This is a genomic window from Alsobacter sp. P4_H11 (genome assembly GCF_056400925.1).
The window spans coordinates 54,353-70,420 of the sequence record NZ_JBFUKI010000011.1; the positions used below are offsets into that span (position 1 = coordinate 54,353).

Consider the following 16,068-nt stretch of genomic DNA (forward strand, 5'->3'; position numbering starts at 1 on the left):
GTTCGCCTACAGAGGAGCAGAGTTGAACTGAAGCTGGATGGTCTTCAGCTCGGTGAATTCCTCCACCGCGTAGCGGCCCTTCTCATGGCCGACGCCGCTTTGGCCATGGCCGGTCAAGGGCAGCTCGGGGGCTCCGGCCAGAAAGGTGTTCACCTCGACCGTCCCGGCCTTAAGGCTGCGGCCGAACAGGAACGCCTTGTCGAGGTCGCGCGTCCAGACGCCAGCAGCCAGGCCGTAGATCGTGTTGTTGGCAATGTTCACGGCCTCGGCCACGGTGTCGAATGGGATGACGGACAGGACCGGCCCGAAGATCTCCTCCTGCGCGATCGACATGGACGGGGCCACGTCGGTGAACACCGTCGGTTGCACGAAATGGCCGGGAAGTTCCTTCTCCGCACCGGCCTGGCGCGACCAGCTCTTCGCGCCGGCGCTGCCCCCGGCGGCGATATAGCCCTTCACCCGCTCGCTTTGAGCCTCGCTGACGAGAGGCCCCATCTGTGTATCCGGATTGAGGGGATCGCCGACCTTGAGCGCCTTGGCGTGCGCGATCACGGCTTCGGTGAAGGCTTTGGAGACGCTGCGCTCCACCAGCAGGCGCGAACCGCTGACGCAGGCCTGGCCGGCGTTGCGTGTGAACCCGAGCAGAACCTTCTCGGCCGCGGCGTCGAGATCGGCGTCCGCGCAAACGATGTGGGCCGATTTGCCGCCGAGTTCGAGCGAAACCTTCTTGAGCGCGTCGCCGGCGAGCCGACCGATTTCGCGACCGACCCTGGTGGAGCCCGTGAAGGACACCATGTCGACGGCGGGATGCTCCGTGATGCCGCGTCCCGCCTCATGGCCGTAGCCTGCGACGATATTGACGACGCCTGGCGGCACGCCCGCCTCGATCAGGAGTTCGCCAAGCCGCAGCGCCGTGCCCGATGTCAGCTCGCTGGGCTTCACCACGGCGCAGCAGCCGACCGCCAGCGCAAACGGCAGCTTCTGGCTGACGATCAGCAGCGGATAATTCCACGGCGTGATCATGCTGACCACGCCAACCGGCTGGCGGAAGACCAGCGCCATCGTCTGGGAGCCGAGCTGGTCGTAGGTGTCGCCATAGGTGTGGCGCGCCAGCGTCGCCGCATACTCCCACAGCGCGATCGAACCACCGATCTCGCGATCGATCAGGCCGATCGGCTTGCCGACTTCGAGGCTCTCGATCAGCCGCAGCTCGGCGCGGTTGGCGTCGATCAACTGGGCGACGCGCCCGATGATCCTGGCGCGCTCGGCCCCGGGCATGCCGCTCCAGATCCGGCTATCGGCCGCCGCGCGGGCCGCTTCGACCGCCGCAGCCACGTCCTGGGCCGTCGCCTTGGGATAACGGCTGACCACCACGCCATGCGCGGGGTTGCGACGCTCGATCTTTTCGCGATCGCCCGCGGGCACGAGCTTGCCGCCAATCAGGCTGGAGAACGCCATCGGTGAGGATGGCAAGCTGGCGCGTGTCGGTGCGGATGCGATGGACATGGCGTTTTCCAGTTCTGCGGCGCGATGTGTGATCGCGACCTGACGGGTGAGCTAGGCCGACGCCACGCGCGGGCTGAGCGCAGCGGCGCTCTCGGCGAGAATGTCGTCGGCGATCTTTTCCGCGACCATGATGGTCGGGAGGTTGGTGTTCGAGCAGGGAATCGCGGGGAAGATCGAGGCGTCGACGACGCGAAGTCCCTCGACGCCACGCACGCGGCCGGTGTGGTCCGTGACGGCCTGCGGGTCGTCATCCCCGCCCATCCGGCACGAACAGGAGGCGTGCCAGACGCCGATCGCCGAGCGGCGGATGTAGGCCTCGAGCGCGGCGTCATCGCGCAGCAGGACCGAGAGCGGATCGCCTTCCAGGATCAGCGACGACATCAGCCGACGGCGCATCCAATCGGGCCCGTCGAGCAGCTTGGCCAAAACCGCCGTCAGAAACTTGTTCTTCGCGTTGATCTCACCGACTTGGCGCACCTTCTCGCTGAAGCTCGCCGGAAAAGGATCGGCCGTCACGGTCTGCATGATCGGCATCGCGAACACCGCCGCCATGCGCTTGAACGAACTCATCAGGCGCTGCAGGTCACGATAATCCGACATCAGGTTGAAATCGACGCTTGGCTGAACCGACGGATCGGCGCTACGCAGCTTCACCTCGCCGGCGCGCGAATAGCTCTTGTTGACCCACATCGAGATCGAACAAATTCGATCGCCGACGGCGTGCCAGGCTGTCTTGGTGGCAATGGTCGCGCCCATGTCACCTTGAGGCGCGCCGTCCAGCCCGGACGAGAACCGCATGCCGAGCAACAGATGGCGCCGCGTGCGGCCGTTGATCCGCGCATGCGGTTTCACGAAAGCCGCGACCGAGATCGACGGGTGGTCCATCAGGTTCTGGCCGACGCCAGGGACATGCGCCCTGACCGCGATCCCGAGATCCTTCAGCGCATTGGCGTGGCCGATGCCGGCGCGCAGGAGTTGCGTCGGCGAGTAGATCGCGCCGCACGACAGGATCACCTCGCGCCCGGAGAAATTTTGCGCCCGGCCGTCCCTTCCCCGCGCCGTAACGCCGGTGCAGCGGTTGTCCTGAAAGACGAGCTCCACGACTTCCATTTCGGTCGCGATCGTCAGGTTGGGCCGCGCCCGCGTCATCGGGTCCAGATAGCCGATCGCCGTCGGCACGCGCCGGTCGTACAGGTTGGTGATGGCCGTCGGATAATAGCCGTCGCGGAAGTCGCCGTTCTGGTCGCCGATATTGGGCCAGCCGAGTTCCTCGAAGGCTTGCGCCGTCGCCTTGGCGTGTTCCGGCCAGAGATCCTGAAAAATGCGGCGCACCGGGATCGGTCCCTCGCGCCCATGCAGCGGGCCCTCGAAATCGATGTCGCGCTCCAGCTTGCGGAAATACGGCAACACGCTGTCCCAGGACCAGCCTTTGGCGCCGAGCTCTCCCCAGCCGTCGTAATCGGCGGGGAGACCACGACTGGCGATCTGGCCGTTGATCGACGACCCGCCGCCCAGGACGCGGCCCTGCTCATATTTCCTCAAGCGCGGAGCCGGCGCGTTCGGGTCGTTGTGCGACCGGACCTCGGTGGTGACTTTCAAGTCGTTCCAGAGAAAGCGCTTGTCGAGGTAGGCCGTGCCGGCGAAGCTGTCGAGGATCGCCTCCGGGGTTGCGCCATGGCGAATGTCCATGCCCGCCTCGAGGAGAAGCACGCGATTGGCGCTGCGGGCCGACAGACGGTTGGCCAGGACCGCTCCCGCGGATCCGCCGCCGACGATGATGTAGTCGAAGATCATGAGGCCATCTGAGCCAGAAGAGACCCGCAGACTATACGAAAACGCTTACATGGCCTCAAACGTTTTCGCATGTCAGCTATGGCCGCCCAGAAACGCCTGATGGAGAACGTCGCCGCCCAGAACGTTCTCGGCCGGACCTGAATGCACGACCCGCCCGGTTTCGACGAGGTAGCAGCGGTCGGAGCGCTTGAGAGCCTTGTCGACGAGCTGCTCGACGAGGAGAATCGAAATACCGGTCTCGCACAGTGAGGCGGCGACGTTGAGGATGCGGTCGACCACGACCGGAGCCAGGCCACCCGAGGGCTCATCGAGAATGAGCAGCTTGGGGTCGGCCACAAGCCCCTGCGCAACCGCCAGGATCTGCTGCTGGCCTCCACTGAGCCGCGACGCGTGCTGGGCCCGCTTTTCGGCGATTTCGGGAAAGAGCTCATACATGCGCGCCAGCTTGTCGCGATGGATCGAGCCGTCCTTGCCGTACATGCCGAGCATGATGTTGTCCTCGACCGTCAGCGAGGGAAAGATCCGGTGCCCTTCGAGCACCTGGACCAGCCCTGCCCGCACGATCGTGCGCGGCGTCGCGTCGCTGATGTCCTGCCCGGCGAAGCGAACGACGCCGCTCTTCTTCGGGATCAGGCCGCAAGCCGCGTTCAGGGTCGTCGTCTTGCCGGCGCCGTTGCGGCCCAGAATGCTGACGAACTCGCCTTCGTGGACGACGAGCGAGACGCCATGCAGCACCTCCGCCTTGCCGTAGGCGACATGGAGATCCTCGATCTCGAGCAGCGGCTTGCCAATGGCCGGAATGCGGGAGCCTGGGTTCAAATGCAGCACGTCATGCACCTAAATAAACCCTGATGACTTCGGGATCGCGCCTAACGTCCGCCGGCGCGCCATGGGCGATGACCTTGCCAAGGTCGAGCGTGGTGACGCGGTCGCATACCCTGAACACGAAGTCGGTGTGGTGCTCGACCAGGAGCACGCCGATCCCGGCGTCGAGCATCACGCCGATGATGCTGCCGAGATGCTCGATTTCGGCGACCGTCAAGCCGCCGGCCGGTTCATCGAGCAGGACGAAGTCGGGCCGCAACGTCAGCGCGCGGGCGATCTCGAGGAAGCGCTGCGCGGTATGTTCGAGCGCATCGGCCCGGCGGTCGGCCACGTCCGCCAGACCGACGCCTGCCAGCATCGCCATCGCGCGATCTCGGAAGCGAGCCTCCTCCGAGTCCGTACGGCCGACCCAGAACGCTGTCTCGACGAAGCTCGCGCGCGCATCCGGCCAGGCGCCGAGCATCGCGTTATCCAGCACCGTCATGGAGCCGAGCAGCTTGGGCTTCTGAAACGTCCGCGCAACGCCATGGCGCGCCCGATCCTGAACCTTGGCGTGGGTCAGATCGATGTCGCCGAGCGTGACGCGTCCGTCCGTGACTGGATAGTAGCCCGACAGGAGATTGAGCAGCGAGGTTTTGCCCGAGCCGTTCGGCCCGATCAGGCCATGGATCTCGCCGCGCTTAAGTTCGAGCGAGACGGCGTTGACCGCGGTGTTGCCGCCGAAGATCTTGGTGACCGTTTCAGCCTGCAAGCTGGCGCGGTGGGGAGATGCGCCGATCACGTGCGGCCCTCCCCAATCGCAGCCTTGAGCCGTTCGAGATCAGGCGCGATCTCGGTCCGGGCGGCTGCGGGCTTGCGAACCAGAGACTTCAGGAATTCACCGATGCCGCCAGGCACCATCAGCACCACGAAGAGCAGGACGAGCCCGTAGAAGAAGGTGCCGTATTTCTGGAACGAGCCGACGAGCTCTGGGATCGCTCCGAGCACCGCGGCGCCCAGGAAGGGTCCGAGAATGGCCCCGCGCCCTCCGATGATGATCGACACGAAGAAGAACAGCCCGAGATTGAGAATGAAGGCGTCCGGCGTGATGTAGCTCTGATGTCGCGAACAGCCCGCCGGCAAGGCCGGCCGTCAGCCCGCTGAAAACGAAGACCACGAGCTTGGTCCAGTGGATCCGCACGGCGACCGACGACGCGGCGACGGAGCTGTCTCGCACCGCGATCATCGCCCTGCTCCACATCGAGCGCGCAAGGTTCCAGGTCAGCAACGTCACATACGCCCCAAGTCCGGCCGCCAGATAGTAGAAGCCGACCGGCGTATCGAACGGAGCCGGGAAGGTCGGGGCCGACATGCCGATGCTGCCGTTCGTCAATCCGCGCCAGGCCAGGGCGAGCTCGGCGACAGTCATGCCGAAGGCGGTCGTCACCATGGCGAAATAGAAGCCTGGAAAGCGCAGCGACGGCAAGCCCAACAGGAAGCCGATCACGGCGGAGATCACCCCCGCGGCCGCCAGCGCGGCGAAGGAGTTCCAGCCGAATTGCGTTCCCAAAATCGAGAAAACGTAGGCGCCGATCGCGAGCAGGCCGACATGCCCCACGGAGAGCTGCCCGGTGAAGCCGACCAGCAGGTTCAACGTGGCGATTAAGATCAAGTAGACCGCGATCATGGTCGCGATGTGCAGGTAGTAGAGATTGTCGGTCGCGAACGGCAGGATCAGGGCGATCGCGACGATGGCCAGAACGGGCAGATGGCGGCTCATGGAGGCGTCAGACCTGACGAACGAGGGTCGTGCCGAACAATCCCTGAGGACGCGCGACAAGCAGGAGGATCAGGAGGCCGATGGCGATCGTCTTCTGGTACTCGGCCCGAAGCGTATCGGCACCGTCAAGGCTGATCGCGCGCAAAGCTGGTTATTGGGCGATACCGCTTAACGAATTTGGCGGTTCAGCCTGGTGCGGCGGAGTCGCCGCACGACTCCTCGGCCGATCGAGTCAGGCGACGCGATAACGCTTCCAGGCCTCGTCCGTGAACGTCACGCCGTGCCCAGGCCGGGTCGGCACCAGCAGTTCGCCGTTCTCGAGGCGGAGACCCTCTACCAGCAGGTCGTCCATGAAGGGATAGAACTCGACATAGGTCGCGCGCGGCAGAGCAGCGGAGATATGGATGTGAAGAACGGTCATGAAATGCGGTGCCAGCGCCAGGCCGAAGCTGTCGGCAATCCGTCCGATGCGCATCACCTCCGTGACGCCGCCGACAAAGCACATGTCCGGCTGCACCACGTCGATGGCTCCGCCCTGGATGTAAGGCACGAAGTCGCGCCGCGAGTGGACGTGCTCGCCCATGGCGATCGCCATCGGCAACGCCTGCCGCAACCGCTTGTAGCCCTCGATGTCCTGCGAGAGGATCGGCTCCTCGAACCAGTAGACGCCCTGGTCGCAAAGCTGCTTGCCGAGCCACAGCGCAGTGGGGAGGCTCAGGCGTTCATTGGCGTCGCAGAGAATGCGTGGTCGCGAGCCGATGGCGTCGCGCACCGCCTTGACGCGCTCCATGTCCTTGTCGGGCTCACGCCCGACGCGAATTTTCACAGCCTCGAACCCATCGGCGATATAGCCCGCCGAGAGTTCGACGAGGTCGTCGATCGGCAGCGAGGGGCTGGCCTTCCCGCTTCCATAGCAGGGCACGCGATCGCGGACCTGACCCAGCGCGCGGGCGAGCGAAACCCCCATCAACCGCGATTTCAAATCCCACAAGGCGGTATCGATCGCGGCGATCGCCATTGAGGTGATGCCGTGGCCGAGGCGATGCGTGAAGTGGAAAAGCTCGTCATTGATGGTCTCGACCTCAATCGCGTCGCGACCGGCGATGCGGGGCAGGAGCACGACATCGAGCAGGGCCTTCACCGCCTCGCCGCCCCCGTAATCGGAGGTGAACGTCCAGCCGGTTCCTCGTTCGCCGGAACTGTCCTCGACCGTGACGCCGATCAGCTCGAACATCTCGTCGGCGCGCTCGGCCCTGACGCGATCGGAGGGAAAGCGCAGCATCCAACTCGTGGCGGTCTTGATGGTCATGGAGCCTGTTCCGTCAGTCTTCGAGCACAGCAACGCAGTCGGGCGGGATGGTCAGCACGACCCTCGTTCCGGCTTGCGCGATGATGGGGGGCGTCGCCTGGACGCGGATGTCCTGCCCGCGGGCCGTCGCGACGAAGTAGTCGACCAGCCCACCCGTGAACGACATCGCGCGGACCTCGCCGGCGATGACGTTCGGCGATCGGGTTGGCGGCGCGTCGCCGAGTTGCAAGAGGATATCGACGGGACGGACGCAGACGCGCACCTGCTTGGAGCCGCCGAAGGTTTCCCCACCCGATGCGCTCTGGAGGAACGCATCATCCCCCAGACGCCCACCGACGCCAACGCCGTGACGCGAGGCGTCCTCAAGCGTCAGGATGTTGGCGAGGCCGATGAAGCCCGCCACGAAGGCGTTCCGCGGCTTGTTGTAGATGTCCAGCGGCGCTCCGTGCTGGACGATCAGGCCATCCTGCATCACCGCGATCTGGTCAGACAGGGCGAGCGCCTCGTCCTGGCTGTGAGTGACATAGACGCTGGTGATGCCAAGTCGCTGCTGCAGCGCACGGATCTCGAAGCGCATCTGCTCGCGCAGCACTGCGTCCAGGTTGCTCAGCGGCTCGTCGAACAGGAGGATGCTCGGCTCCGTCGCGATGGCGCGGGCGAGTGCGACACGCTGCTGCTGGCCGCCGGACAACTGGCCGGGGTAGCGCTCGGCGTATTGCGACATCCCGACGATTCCGAGCACTTCCGAGACCTTGGCCGCGATCATCGCGGCCGGACGTTTGCGTTGCTTCAGGCCATAGGCGACGTTCTGCATCACGGTCATGTGCGGCCAGAGCGCGTAGGTCTGGAACACCATGCCGAGGTCGCGCCGCTCGGGCGGCGCTCCGTCGGGACCGTCCGTCAAGACACGGCCGCCGGCGATAATCTGCCCTGCATTGGGCTTCTCGAGACCGGCGATCATCCGCAACGTCGTCGTCTTGCCGCAGCCGGAGGGGCCGATCAGCGACATGATGGTCCCGGCCGCGACGTCGAGGCTGACGCCGCGAACCGCCGGCGTGGAGCCGTAGGACTTCTTCAAACCGACGAGCTTGAGGTCCGTCGCATCGCTGTTGCGCGTGGTCATCGGCGCCTATCGCCCGATCGCATCGTGGAACTTCTTCGCCTGCGCCTTGCGATTGGCGGAGATGAAGGCCGAATCCACGGGAACGATGGTGACCTTGTCGAGCGGCGTTCCATCCGGATACTTGTAGGCAACGTCGGTGCGCACCGGAGCGCCGCCCAACGACTTCGGCATCAACTGCTGGCCTTCAGGCGAGATGATGAAGTCGAGCCACTTCCTGGCGGCGTCTGCGTTCTTGGCGCCTTTGACGAGAGCGAATCCCGACAGTTCGCCTGGCGCCCCCTCCGTCGGCCAGACATTGCTCGTCGGCTCCCCGCGATTGGCCGCCGTCTGGGCGTTGGCCAGGAGCTGGACCGCAACCGGCCGCTCGCCGCTGACTGTCAGGTCCCGGATCGTCCCATGCGAAGACTCCAGCCGCGGCGCGTTGGCTTCCAGCCGCTTGAAGTAGTCCCAGCCGTACTTTGCAGGATCGGTCTTTCCGAGATGATCGGCGATGAACCAGATGAAGGACTGGACCGATTGCGAGCTGGCCGGATCGGCCATGGCCACCTGACCCTTCCATTTGGGATCGGTCAGATCGGCCCAGCTCTTCGGGGCCGCGTCGGCTGTGATCTTCTTGGTATTGTAGTGGATGAGGTAGACGTTCACGAAGGCGGGCGTGAACACGTGCGCCTTGTTCTCGAGCTCGGCCTTGACCTTGTCGACCCCCTTGGCCGTATAGGGCTCGAATGCGGAATGCCGGGTCTGGAGATAGTTCAGCGACGCGTCATTGAGGCCGATCGCATCGGCCTTGGGGCTGCGGGCCCGGAACTCGAGTTCGAGCGTAGCGACGAGCTCTTCGCCGGGCTGGTGGAAATGGCTGATCTTGATGTCGGCGTTTTGCTTCTCGAATTCATCGATCAGCGGCTTCATCTGGCCGTTCTCGTAAGCGGTGTAGAGCACCAGCGGCGTTTGCGCCCAAGCAGCGCCTGACGCGAGGCAGGCCAAGGCAAGACCAACTCCACCGGCCATGATCGATCGGCACGTATTCGTAAGATCAGCCATCGGCGTCTCCTCCACTGTTATGCGCAGCTCAGCTGTTGAAGCCGAAGCCCGCTCGTTTTCCGATCAAAGCGGCGATGGACAAAAGCGCGCTAACGCAAACGAACATCGCGATTCCAAAGGCGCTGGCTGAGGCCAGCCCGCCATTTCCGTTCCAGATGTCGAGAAGCACGATCGAGAGCGTCTGCGTTTCCAGGCCCTTCAAGATCACCGACGCGCTGAGTTCCGGCAGGGCGAGGATGAAGACGAGGATCCAGGTGTAGATCAGCCCGTTGCGCATCAGCGGAACGGTCACCTGGACTACTGTGCTCAGCGGACCGGCGCCCGAAACTCGCGAGGCTTCCTCCAGCTCTGGCGGCAACTGAACGAGCGTGCTCTGGTTGGTCCTGACGCCGAACGTCACGAAACGCGTGAGGTAGGCGATCAACAGGATGCCGAACGAGCCGTAGAAGCCGAAGACATTGAAGGGCGGGTTGAGGTAGACGACGATCAGGGCGATCGCCAACGCGGTCCCGGGCACGGCCAGGGGCAGGATCGACAGATAGTCGAGCAGCGCGCGTCCCGACGCCTTCGACCGGACGAGCAGGTAGGCGACCAGGAAGCCCATGATGACGACCACGCTGGCGCTCGTCGCCGCCAGCGTCATGCTCAATCGCGCCGCCGAGCGCACGGCGGGATTGGCGTAGACGACCGCATAGTTCTGCAGCGTCCAGTTGCCAGCCGAGAACCCCTCCCCTACCGACCGCATCAGCGACACCGCCAGCATCGCGCCGTAAGGCACGATCAGGGCGAGAAGGCAGTAGACGACGCCGAGCGCCGTCAGCGCGGCCGTGGCAGGTCCGAGATCGAGCGGGCGATGGCTAAAGGATTTTCCGCCCATGGTGCGGAAGCGTTCGGCCTGTTTGGTGCTGTGGCGATAATAGGCGAGCGCCGCCAGCGACATCACGATCAACGTCAGAGACGCCACGGACGCGGCCTTGAAATCGAGCCTCAACAGAGCCTCACGGATCGAGATCGTGAGGACGTTGAGGCGCAGCATGTGCGGCGGGCCATACATCGCCAGGCTGCCCGCGAAGGCGAGAAGCGCCCCCGATAGCAGCGCCGGGCGCATCAGCGGCAGTGTGATGTCGAAGATCGTGCTGCGAAGGTTGGCGCCCTGCACCCGCGCCGCTTCGTCGAGCGCCGGATCGAGATTGCGCAGCGCCGGGACCATGGCGAGGAAGACGAACGACACGCCGTGCGGCAGGGCCGTAAAAACCAGTCCCCCGAGCGAGAAAATATTCAGCGGGCCCGCGCCCTCCCACCCGAAAGCCGAGCGCAAGACAACGTTGAGATATCCCGCATTCGGGCCGGCGAGCGCGATATAGGCCATAGCGAGCAGGAAGTCGGGGCTCACCAGGGAGATGATGATCGTCGCCTGCACGAGACGCTTCCCGCGCATGGTCGTCCGCGCGACCCCGTAGGCCAGCGGCACGCCGATCAGCACGCTCAGAACCGCGACGCCGGTCGCGACGCCGAGGCTGTTGAGCGTGGCGAACAGCAGCCGCTGGTCGGACAGGAATGCCGTGACGTTGGCGATCGTGAGTGCGCCATCCTCGTTGGTCGCGCTGTCGAAGGCCATGTAGCCGATCGGCAGGGCGACGAGGTAGAGCAGCCAGATCAATGCCGCAGCCCAAGGCAGCCAGCCCAGGTTCCAGCCATGGTCCGGCGGGCGCGCCGAAGGTCCGTCAAGATTGTCTGGCGCGATCGCAGTCATGCGGTGTCCCGTAGCCAGCGACGTCAATGTCGCGCAGATCGCGCGGAGCGATCCTGCGAGAGCGCAAAGGCGATATCGGCGAAGTGAACGTCCAGGTGATGCTGCGCCCTGCCGATGTCCCCGTCGGCGACCGCGTCGAAGATGCGCCTGTGGTGGCCCGCGGTATCCTCCAGTCGCTCACGGTGTGACAGCGCGTGCGGGTCGATGGCGCAGAACATGCGCCAGAACAAATCGAGAAGGCCGCTTAGCGCCTCGTTGCCATGGTCGCGATACAGGAGGGCGTGGAAGCGTCTGTCATCCTCGTGGAAGGGCTCGCCGGCGGCGGCGCGCTCCTCCATGTGAACCACCGCCTCTTCGAGTTCGCGCATGGCCTGTGGCCCGATCTTTTGCATGGCGAACGGCAGAATGCTGACTTCGAGCGCCTGGCGCACGGCGAGCAGATCGAGAATGCGGCTGTCCGACAGAGCGAAGATGCCGCCGAGGCTGCCGACCAGCCCACTGAAATTCAGAGGCATCAGAACGCGGCCGCTGCCCCTCCGCGAGGCCACGACGCCGATGGTTTCGAGCGCGCACAGGGCTTCCCGGACCGCAGGGCGCCCGCTGCCAAGGATGGAGCAGAACTCCGCCTCAGTCGGCAGCTTCTGGCCGGGTGCGATCTGCTTTTCGTGAATCACGCGCATGACCCGATCGGTCAGCGTCTCGCGCAAGGTGTCCGCCATTTCATCCATTTCATCCCTGTCGATGTTTGTTGACGTGGAACGCTTCGGCTTGGGTCGCCTGACCGGTCAGGTCCTTTCGGCGCCCGCTTCTTGTCATGAGACCTTGCGACCAAGGCGCTGGCTCAGCTCCGCCTTCTGGAGCCAGTCGACGACGTCAACGCCGAGCGTCAGGCCGCAGGGTAGATCACGCGCGCCGGTTTCGATCGCGTCGGTAAGCGCTTTTACGGCGCGCCCGAACACCTCGAGGTGTGAAAGCTCTGGTTCGGGCAACGTGATCGACTTCGTCTCCGAGACGAAACGATAGCCGTGAGCCACGTCAGCCGCCCCGCTGTGCAGCGACACCGAAATGTCGGCGACGCCGCCACGCCGGTGCCACGTCCGCAACTGTGTCACGCCATCGCGCTCGAGCTGCGCCTCGATGGCTTCGACCTCTCCCATCATCGGGATCAGGACCGACAGCACGTGGGGCGTGATGTCCCACAGGGCAGCGCCTGGAGCCTTCCGCCAAACCGAGTTGGCGTAGGGACTGGGACCCGCCATAACGCCCGAGAGCGCCTTGATCGTCGCTTGCGTCCAAGGATGAGCGCGCTCGGCCTCGATCGCCGCGGCGATGTCGGGAATGAAGCGTCGTACGAAAAACACGAGACCGGCGAGGTCCTTCTCGGCCGCCGCATGGGCGATACGCTGCGCGCTCTCCACGTCGCGGGTGAGCGGCTTCTCGACGATCATGTGCTTACCGGCCTGCGCGGCCCGCAGCGCAAGGTCGGCTTGCACGTCGGGCGGCACCGCCATCGTGACGGCGTCGCAGGCCTCCAACAGCGCGTCGAAGCTCTCGAACGCGCGCACGCCATGCTCGGCTGCGATCTCCTGGGCTACGGAGCCGGTGCGTCCCCAGAGGCCAACGACATCGGCGCCGGCGGCCAGCAATCCGGGAAGATGGATCCGCCGCGCCCAATGCGCCGTGCCGACGACGCCGAAGCGAGGTTTCATGCGGGCTGATCCTCTGACGACGCCGTGTTGAACCAAACATCCGAACGCTTGACAGCATATTCATGTAAGCGCTCTCATACCTAGCAACCTGGCGTGGTAAGCGTCAATGTATAGTTTCCCCTGACCCGGAGCTGACCACGCATTCTGAGCAGCGCATCTGCGGTCGCCCGCGCCAGCGCCTGCCCGCCAACCTGTCCAGGGTCCGCTATCGAGCGACAGCCGAACGAAGACGCTCGTCCGGGAGCAAAACCGGATCCCACGCCAACCGCCCAAGGAGCACACGCAATGACGACGACCGACGAGCCGACCCAGTACGGGCCGATCGTGGCGCAACACGCAGCCACGGCGATGAGCCGCTCGTTACCTGAAGATGTCCGCGAAAAGGGTCGGCTCCATCTCCTCGATACCCTGGCGGCGATTGTCTCCGGCGCGGGACTCGAAGCGGGCGTCGCCGGCCAACGCTATGCGGAGAGCCTGAACGGCCCGCAGATCGCCGCCATTCTCGGCACGAGGTTGCGTGCGCCGCTCGCAGAAGCGGTCCTGGCCAATGGCATGGCCGCTCATGCCGATGAATCTGATGATTCCCATGAAGACAGCCAAACCCATCCGGGCTGCGGCGTCGTGCCGGCGGCGATCAGCGTCGCGGACGAACTGGGGAGCTCGGGCGAGGACCTGCTGCGGTCCGTCGTGCTGGGCTACGAGATGACGATCCGGTTCGCGCGCGCCTTCGGGGCCGGGATGACGTTCAAGAGCTCGTCGATGTCGAGCCACGCCTATGGGCCGCTGTTTGGCGCAGGTTATGCGGCCGGCGCGCTGATGGGCTTCAACCAGGCGGATTTCGCGGCCCTGCTGAACTACCTTGCGCAGGAGGCGTCCGGCCTGACGACGTGGCGGCTCGACAAGGCGCACACCCTGAAAAGCTACGTTTTCGCCGGGATGCCGGCCATGAACGGAGCAAAGGCGGCCGCCCTGGTCCGGGCCGGCTTCACCGGCGGCGGCGATGCGCTGGACATGAGCGACCGCAACATGCTCGACGCGATCTGCCCGGCCCCCCGTCCGGACGCCCTGACTGACGGTTTGAGCTCGGTGTTCACGATCCTGGAGACCGACATCAAGAAGTATCCGATCGGCTACCCAATCGCGGCCCCCGTCGCGGCGCTCGAAAAGATCATAAACGAGCACGCGCCGAAACCGGCCGACGTGACCGCCATCCGGATCCACTACAATGAGGATTGGTACAAGGTCGTCGGCGACAAGACGCTCATGCCCGACGTCAACATGCGATATTGCATGGCGATTACGATGCTGGACGGGCGTCTGACCTTCGACGCTTCGCACGATGCGTCCCGCATGAGCCACGATGACGTCGTCGCGATGGGCCGCAAAATCGCGTTCCTGGGCCCCACGCCCGGATTGGAGCGCTTCGCTACCGACGTCGAAGTGGACGCCGGCGGACGCACCTTTCGGGCGTTCCAAGATCGCAATGTGCTGGGCCGGTACGAGAACCCGATGACCCGGGCGCAAGTCGAGGAAAAGGCGCTGGAGCTGCTGGTGACGGTGCTGCCCGCCGCTCAGGCACGCGAGGTGATCGCGATGACCGCTAACATCGACAATCTCCCCGACGCCCGCGAATTGGTGCGCGCCATGACGCTCCGCTAAAGCGGAATGTCATACCGGAAGCGTCGCTCAGGCGGCGACGCTTCCGGGCGCCGCCCAACGGAACAGCTCCCGGCTCATGGTCTTGAGGTCGGGCGCGACCTCGATCGGGAACAGGATTTGGGCCCGGATGTCCTCGTCGAGGCGGACGCCTGGCGCGATCTGCGTCAGGCGGAACCCCGCGCGATCGACCACGAAGATGCCGCGCTCCGTCACCAGCGTGATCGAACGCCCCTCCGCGAAGGCGCGCTGTCCGTTGAAGGTCACCTGGTCGACCTCCGGCACGAAACGCTTGATGCGCCCTTCGGTCTGGATCGAAACGCCCTCGGCCGAAAAAGTCTCGGCCAGGCCGCCCGTCGTCAGCGTGCCGCAAAAGATCAGGTTCCGGATGCCGTGGGTGATGTTGATGAAGCCGCCGCTGCCGGGAAGCATGCCGGCGAAGCGGCTCACATTGACGTTGCCGTGCCGGTCGACCTCGCCGAAGGACAACACCGAGACGTCCGCGGCGCCGCCCTCGTAGATCTGGAAGACCTCGTGCTGTTCAAGGATCAGCTCGACATTGCGCGACACGCCGCCGACCTGCGGCCAGCCGCCCATCGGGCCCTGCTCGACGCTGAAATAGATGTCATCGCGCCCCATCAGCCGGGCGGCCTCAGGGACGTCGTACATCGGGATCCCGGCGCCGAGGTTGACCATGGCGCCACGGGGCAGATCGGCGACCACCGTTCGGGCGATCACGTCGCGCGCCAGGCCGCGGTCGATGGCGTCGGGCAGCACCTTGCGCGACGCGCCCGTCAGGATGGGGTCCTGCTCATCCTCCCAGGCGTCAGGCTGAACCACGACAGCGTCGACGAACGCGCCCGGGATGCGGCCCATCCGGGGATGGATCTCGCCGACCGGAACGATGCGGTTGACCTCCGCGATCACCTTGCCGCCGCTTCCGCGGGCCGCGAGCGCGATCTCGAACACGCCATGGTCGAAGGCTTCGCGGTCGAAGAAGAGGTTGCCGCGCTCGTCCGCCGCACTCGCCTTGATCAGGGCGACGTCGACGGCCATGCGCGGGTAGAAGATCATCTCGTGGCCGACGACGTCGACAATCTGGCTGAGCGGTTCGGCTGCGGCGGCATTGACCCGGCCGCCCTCGCTGCGCGGATCCACATAGGTGCCAAGGCCGACCTCGGTCAGCAGTCCGGGCCGGCCGGCCCCGATGGCGCGGAGCCACTGGACGATCGTGCCCATGGGAAAGTTATAGGCCGCGACCTCGTTCCCGGTGATCACCTGGTTGAGCTCGCGTGTCGAGGAGCGGCTGAAGCTCGACACGATGATGCGCTTCATCAGCCCGGCCCTGGCGATGCGGTTGAGGCCCGTGCCCTCGCCGCCCTTGCCGCTCCGGCCACGCTCCAGCATCGCGATGGCGATGATGGTGAGGTCGCGTGGCGATCCGCTCTCGGAGAAACCATCCGCAAGCGCCTCGATCAGCGACTCCGGGACGACACGGTATCCCCCGCCGGAGATGGCGACGGTCATGCCGTTCTGGATGACGGAAACCGCTTCGCGCGCCTCGATGATCTTCACTTCGTCTCACCCATGGAA

14 protein-coding genes are annotated in these 16,068 nt (G+C 65.3%); 2 read left to right on the plus strand and 12 right to left on the minus strand.

What is annotated here, in order from left to right; genetic code table 11:
- Positions 1 to 6: 6 nt before the first annotated feature.
- The 5 genes from AC1DSZ_RS18895 to AC1DSZ_RS18915 all read right to left on the minus strand — a co-directional run bounded on the left by AC1DSZ_RS18895 (position 7) and on the right by AC1DSZ_RS18915 (position 5,884).
- Positions 7 to 1,506, minus strand: a complete 1,500-nt coding sequence (locus AC1DSZ_RS18895) for an aldehyde dehydrogenase family protein (RefSeq protein WP_476839901.1) — start codon at positions 1,504 to 1,506, stop codon at positions 7 to 9.
- Positions 1,507 to 1,557: 51 nt separating this feature from the next.
- Positions 1,558 to 3,300 (minus strand): GMC family oxidoreductase, encoded by a 1,743-nt coding sequence (locus tag AC1DSZ_RS18900; protein WP_476839902.1) that lies wholly within the window; start codon positions 3,298 to 3,300, stop codon positions 1,558 to 1,560.
- A gap of 72 nt (positions 3,301 to 3,372) precedes the next feature.
- Positions 3,373 to 4,128, minus strand: coding sequence for an ABC transporter ATP-binding protein (locus tag AC1DSZ_RS18905; protein ID WP_476839903.1), 756 nt, complete (start codon positions 4,126 to 4,128; stop codon positions 3,373 to 3,375).
- A gap of 1 nt (position 4,129) precedes the next feature.
- Positions 4,130 to 4,906, minus strand: coding sequence for an ABC transporter ATP-binding protein (locus tag AC1DSZ_RS18910; protein WP_476839904.1), 777 nt, complete (start codon positions 4,904 to 4,906; stop codon positions 4,130 to 4,132).
- Between the two features lie 96 nt (positions 4,907 to 5,002).
- Positions 5,003 to 5,884, minus strand: a complete 882-nt coding sequence (locus tag AC1DSZ_RS18915; RefSeq protein WP_476839905.1) for a branched-chain amino acid ABC transporter permease — start codon at positions 5,882 to 5,884, stop codon at positions 5,003 to 5,005.
- On the opposite strand from AC1DSZ_RS18915, the gene AC1DSZ_RS18920 reads away from it, so the two are divergent.
- On the plus strand, positions 5,883 to 6,056 hold the full coding sequence (locus AC1DSZ_RS18920) for a hypothetical protein (protein ID WP_476839906.1): 174 nt from the start codon (positions 5,883 to 5,885) through the stop codon (positions 6,054 to 6,056). The two genes, AC1DSZ_RS18915 and AC1DSZ_RS18920, sit on opposite strands and share 2 nt — an antisense overlap.
- 60 nt (positions 6,057 to 6,116) lie before the next feature.
- On the opposite strand, the gene AC1DSZ_RS18925 is transcribed toward AC1DSZ_RS18920, so the two are convergent.
- From AC1DSZ_RS18925 to AC1DSZ_RS18950, 6 genes are all read right to left on the minus strand, one after another.
- On the minus strand, positions 6,117 to 7,193 hold the full coding sequence (locus AC1DSZ_RS18925) for a mandelate racemase/muconate lactonizing enzyme family protein (protein WP_476839907.1): 1,077 nt from the start codon (positions 7,191 to 7,193) through the stop codon (positions 6,117 to 6,119).
- Between the two features lie 13 nt (positions 7,194 to 7,206).
- On the minus strand, positions 7,207 to 8,316 hold the full coding sequence (locus AC1DSZ_RS18930) for an ABC transporter ATP-binding protein (RefSeq protein WP_476839908.1): 1,110 nt from the start codon (positions 8,314 to 8,316) through the stop codon (positions 7,207 to 7,209).
- Between the two features lie 6 nt (positions 8,317 to 8,322).
- Positions 8,323 to 9,225 carry an ABC transporter substrate-binding protein gene (locus AC1DSZ_RS18935; RefSeq protein ID WP_476839909.1) on the minus strand — a complete coding sequence of 301 codons (903 nt, stop codon included), beginning with the start codon at positions 9,223 to 9,225 and terminating at the stop codon, positions 8,323 to 8,325.
- A 160-nt stretch (positions 9,226 to 9,385) separates the two neighbouring features.
- Complete coding sequence (locus AC1DSZ_RS18940) at positions 9,386 to 11,110, minus strand: ABC transporter permease (RefSeq protein ID WP_476839910.1); 1,725 nt, start codon at positions 11,108 to 11,110, stop codon at positions 9,386 to 9,388.
- 23 nt (positions 11,111 to 11,133) lie between these two features.
- Complete coding sequence (locus tag AC1DSZ_RS18945) at positions 11,134 to 11,829, minus strand: FadR/GntR family transcriptional regulator (protein ID WP_476839911.1); 696 nt, start codon at positions 11,827 to 11,829, stop codon at positions 11,134 to 11,136.
- A gap of 93 nt (positions 11,830 to 11,922) precedes the next feature.
- Positions 11,923 to 12,819, minus strand: coding sequence for a Gfo/Idh/MocA family protein (locus tag AC1DSZ_RS18950; RefSeq protein WP_476839912.1), 897 nt, complete (start codon positions 12,817 to 12,819; stop codon positions 11,923 to 11,925).
- A 285-nt stretch (positions 12,820 to 13,104) separates the two neighbouring features.
- Between AC1DSZ_RS18950 and AC1DSZ_RS18955 the strand changes: the two genes are divergently transcribed.
- Positions 13,105 to 14,478: an MmgE/PrpD family protein gene (locus tag AC1DSZ_RS18955; RefSeq protein WP_476839913.1), complete on the plus strand. Its 1,374-nt coding sequence runs from the start codon at positions 13,105 to 13,107 to the stop codon at positions 14,476 to 14,478.
- Between the two features lie 27 nt (positions 14,479 to 14,505).
- Here the strand turns inward: AC1DSZ_RS18955 and AC1DSZ_RS18960 are convergent, their stop codons facing one another.
- Positions 14,506 to 16,050, minus strand: coding sequence for a CoA-transferase (locus AC1DSZ_RS18960; RefSeq protein WP_476839914.1), 1,545 nt, complete (start codon positions 16,048 to 16,050; stop codon positions 14,506 to 14,508).
- Positions 16,051 to 16,068 lie beyond the last annotated feature (18 nt).

Excerpts from the sequence above, each read along its gene's own strand:
- AC1DSZ_RS18895 (WP_476839901.1), bottom strand. The coding sequence starts at position 1,506 with ATGTCCATCGCATCCGCACCGACACGCGCCAGCTTGCCATCCTCACCG.
- AC1DSZ_RS18900 (WP_476839902.1), bottom strand. The coding sequence starts at position 3,300 with ATGATCTTCGACTACATCATCGTCGGCGGCGGATCCGCGGGAGCGGTC.
- AC1DSZ_RS18920 (WP_476839906.1), top strand. The coding sequence starts at position 5,883 with ATGGAGGCGTCAGACCTGACGAACGAGGGTCGTGCCGAACAATCCCTG.
- AC1DSZ_RS18915 (WP_476839905.1), bottom strand. The coding sequence starts at position 5,884 with ATGAGCCGCCATCTGCCCGTTCTGGCCATCGTCGCGATCGCCCTGATC.
- AC1DSZ_RS18925 (WP_476839907.1), bottom strand. The coding sequence starts at position 7,193 with ATGACCATCAAGACCGCCACGAGTTGGATGCTGCGCTTTCCCTCCGAT.
- AC1DSZ_RS18930 (WP_476839908.1), bottom strand. The coding sequence starts at position 8,316 with ATGACCACGCGCAACAGCGATGCGACGGACCTCAAGCTCGTCGGTTTG.
- AC1DSZ_RS18935 (WP_476839909.1), bottom strand. The coding sequence starts at position 9,225 with ATGAAGCCGCTGATCGATGAATTCGAGAAGCAAAACGCCGACATCAAG.
- AC1DSZ_RS18940 (WP_476839910.1), bottom strand. The coding sequence starts at position 11,110 with ATGACTGCGATCGCGCCAGACAATCTTGACGGACCTTCGGCGCGCCCG.
- AC1DSZ_RS18945 (WP_476839911.1), bottom strand. The coding sequence starts at position 11,829 with ATGGCGGACACCTTGCGCGAGACGCTGACCGATCGGGTCATGCGCGTG.
- AC1DSZ_RS18950 (WP_476839912.1), bottom strand. The coding sequence starts at position 12,819 with ATGAAACCTCGCTTCGGCGTCGTCGGCACGGCGCATTGGGCGCGGCGG.
- AC1DSZ_RS18955 (WP_476839913.1), top strand. The coding sequence starts at position 13,105 with ATGACGACGACCGACGAGCCGACCCAGTACGGGCCGATCGTGGCGCAA.